Origin of the sequence: Nocardiopsis sp. TNDT3 (genome assembly GCF_003427465.1) — a bacterium.
GTDB classification, from domain to species: Bacteria; Actinomycetota; Actinomycetes; order Streptosporangiales; family Streptosporangiaceae; genus Nocardiopsis; species Nocardiopsis dassonvillei.
Genome location: NZ_QPFC01000293.1, coordinates 1 through 2,823, shown reverse-complemented (window position 1 = coordinate 2,823; position 2,823 = coordinate 1). Strand labels below are relative to the sequence as shown.

Below are 2,823 nucleotides of genomic sequence, written 5' to 3'. Positions count from 1 at the left end.
GAAGCGCTGGAGGCCGTCGGCGTCAAGGTCGGCACCACTCCCAGCGAAGCGGCCCGGATGGTGCGCGCCGTCCTGGCCGGGACTCCCCTCGGAGAGGAGGCGGGCGCCCTCTCCGAGGCGGCGCCCACGGCGCGATGACGGCGATGCTCAAGCCCGGCACCGACTGGGCGACCCTGTACACCCGCTGCCGCGAGGAGGCACCGGAGGCCTTCGGCCCCGACCGGACGCACAACCACTGGGGCGGCCGGTGGCGCGCCGACGGCGAGCCCCGGACCGCGTACTCGCCCGTGGACGGCTCGGAGATCGCGGGCCCGCCCATGCTCGACGGCGCCACCGCGGCCCGCGCGGTCGCCGGGGCGGCCGAGGACCACCGCCGCTGGAGCGCGCTGCCCCTGGCCGAGCGCCGGGAGCGGGTGCGCGCCGCGGTCCGGTCCTGGGAGCGGCACCGCGACACCCTCGCCCTGGCCCTGGTCTGGGAGATCGGCAAGCCCTGGCGGCTGGCCCGCCAGGACGTGGACCGGGCGATCTCGGGGGTCGAGTGGTACCTCGACGGCGTCGAGCCCATGCTGGAGGGCCGCCTGCCCCTGGACGGCCCGGTCAGCAACATCGCGAGCTGGAACTACCCGATGAGCGTGCTGGCGCACGCGATGTGCGTCCAGGCGCTGGCGGGCAACGGCGTGATCGCCAAGACCCCCACCGACGGCGGGCTGGTCTGCCTGACCCTGGCCGTGGCCTTGGCGGTCCGCGAGGGCCTGCCGTTCACGCTGGTCAGCGGAGGCGGCAGCGACCTCTCCCCGGCGCTGGTGCGCGGGCCCGAGATCGGCTGCGTGTCCTTCGTGGGCGGCCGGGACACCGGCGGCCGTGTGGCGGCCGACCTCGCCGACCTGGGGCGGCCGCACGTCCTGGAACAGGAGGGGCTCAACTGCTGGGGCGTGTGGGAGTTCGGGGACTGGGAGACCCTCTCCGGGCAGATCCGCAGGACCTTCGACTACGCCAAGCAGCGCTGCACCGCCTACCCCCGGTTCGTCGTGCAGCGCTCCCGCTTCGACGCCTTCCTCGACGCCTACCTCGCGGCCGTCCGGTCCGTGCGCTTCGGCCACCCCCTGGCCGTGGAGTCGGCCGCCGACGACCCGCCCGAGCTGGACTTCGGCCCGGTGATCAACGCGGCCAAGGCCAAGGAGCTGACCGACCGGGTGGCCGAGGCCGTCGCGGGCGGGGCCGTGCCGCTGTACCGCGGCGGGCTGGAGGACGCCCTCCTGCTGCCGGGCCAGAACACCGACGCCTACGTGGCCCCCGTGGCCCTCCTGGAGCCGCCGCGCTCCTCGCCGCTCTTCCACGCCGAGCCCTTCGGCCCGGTCGACTCGATCGTGCTGGTGGACACCGAGGCCGAGCTGCTGGCCGCCATGAACGCCAGCAACGGCGCCCTGGTCGCCACGGTCTCGTGCGACGACACCGACACGGCCGCGCGCCTGGCCGCCGGGGTGCGGGCCTTCAAGGTCGGCGTCAACCGGCCGCGCTCGCGCGGGGACCGCGAGGAGCTGTTCGGCGGCTGGGGCGACTCCTGGCGGGGCGCCTTCGTCGGCGGCGAGCTGCTGGTCCACGCGGTCACGAGGGGACCGGCGGCCGAGCGCCTGCCCGGCAACTTCCCGCACTACACCCTGCGCCCCGAGGGGCGCGTCTAGGCAGCTCCTCCGGGGGCGTCCGGAACCGGGCGCCCCCGGAGCCGACACCGCGAAGCGGCCCTCCCCGGGAGCGGGAGGGCCTCCGGGGAAGCCTGGGCGGGTCCTCCCCCGGGAGGACCGGATGTCGGGAGCGGTCGGTGCAGGGGGCTGGAGCGCACCGGCCGCTCCCGCGTCTACCGACCCGGACCGCGGACGCCTCCCGTGGCCGCCGAAGGCGCGGTGTGCGCCTTCTTCAGGAGGATCCGGTGCCGTCCGGCGTAGACGTTCATGGAGGTTCCCCGGAGGAAGCCGACCAGGGTGATGCCCGCCTCGGCGGCGAGGTCGACGGCCAGGGACGAGGGCGCGGAGACGGCGGCCATCATGGGGATGCCGGCCATCCACGCCTTCTGGACCAGCTCGAAGGAGGCCCGCCCCGAGACCATCAGCACCGTCTCGCGCAGCGGGAGCCGGTCCGAGCGCAGGGCCCAGCCGACCAGCTTGTCCACCGCGTTGTGGCGGCCCACGTCCTCGCGCAGGGCCAGCAGTTCGCCGTCGGCGGTGAACAGGCCGGCGGCGTGCAGGGCTCCGGTGCGCTCGAACACCCGCTGGGCCTCGCGCAGCCGGTCGGGCAGCGAGGTCAGGGTCTCGGCCTCGACGCGCAGCCCGTCCCCGTCCACCTGCCACACGGCCTGGGTGCGCACGGCGTCCAGGCTCGCCTTGCCGCACAGGCCGCACGAGGAGGAGGTGTAGAAGTTGCGCTCCAGGGAGGTGTCGGGGCGGGGGACCCCCGGGGCCAGGGACACGTCGAGCACGTTGTAGGTGTTCGAGCCGTCCTCGGTGGCCCCGGCGCAGTAGCGGATCGCGGTGACCTCCTCGCCCCGGGAGACCACGCCCTCGCTCACCAGGAACCCCGCGGCCAGGTCGAAGTCGTTGCCGGGGGTGCGCATGGTGACGCTCAGCGGGTCCCCGTCCAGCCTGATCTCCAGGGGCTCCTCGACGACCAGCGTGTCCACGCGCTCGGTCGCGGACCCGTCCCTGATCCGGAGCACCTTCTCCCGGACCGTGACCCGTCCCATCCGTTCCACCGCCTTCCGGTGTACCTCTGTCCCGGTTCTATCTGATTTCGTCCGGTTTCTCATCTCCGGAGGTGGGGCCCCCCCCC

2 protein-coding genes are annotated in these 2,823 nt (G+C 74.8%); one reads left to right on the top strand and one right to left on the bottom strand.

Annotation, left to right across the window (positions count from 1 at the left end):
• Positions 1–134: 134 nt before the first annotated feature.
• The gene (locus DQW06_RS07925; protein ID WP_071622785.1) at positions 135–1,682 is read left to right on the top strand and encodes an aldehyde dehydrogenase family protein; all 1,548 of its coding nucleotides are present in this window, start codon (positions 135–137) and stop codon (positions 1,680–1,682) included.
• Positions 1,683–1,855: 173 nt separating this feature from the next.
• Here the strand turns inward: DQW06_RS07925 and fdhD are convergent, their stop codons facing one another.
• Complete coding sequence (gene fdhD / locus DQW06_RS07920) at positions 1,856–2,737, bottom strand: formate dehydrogenase accessory sulfurtransferase FdhD (RefSeq protein WP_013155117.1); 882 nt, start codon at positions 2,735–2,737, stop codon at positions 1,856–1,858.
• Positions 2,738–2,823 lie beyond the last annotated feature (86 nt).

Coding starts and splice junctions, on each gene's coding strand:
- DQW06_RS07925 (WP_071622785.1), top strand. CDS start 135: ATGACGGCGATGCTCAAGCCCGGCACCGACTGGGCGACCCTGTACACC.
- fdhD (WP_013155117.1), bottom strand. CDS start 2,737: ATGGGACGGGTCACGGTCCGGGAGAAGGTGCTCCGGATCAGGGACGGG.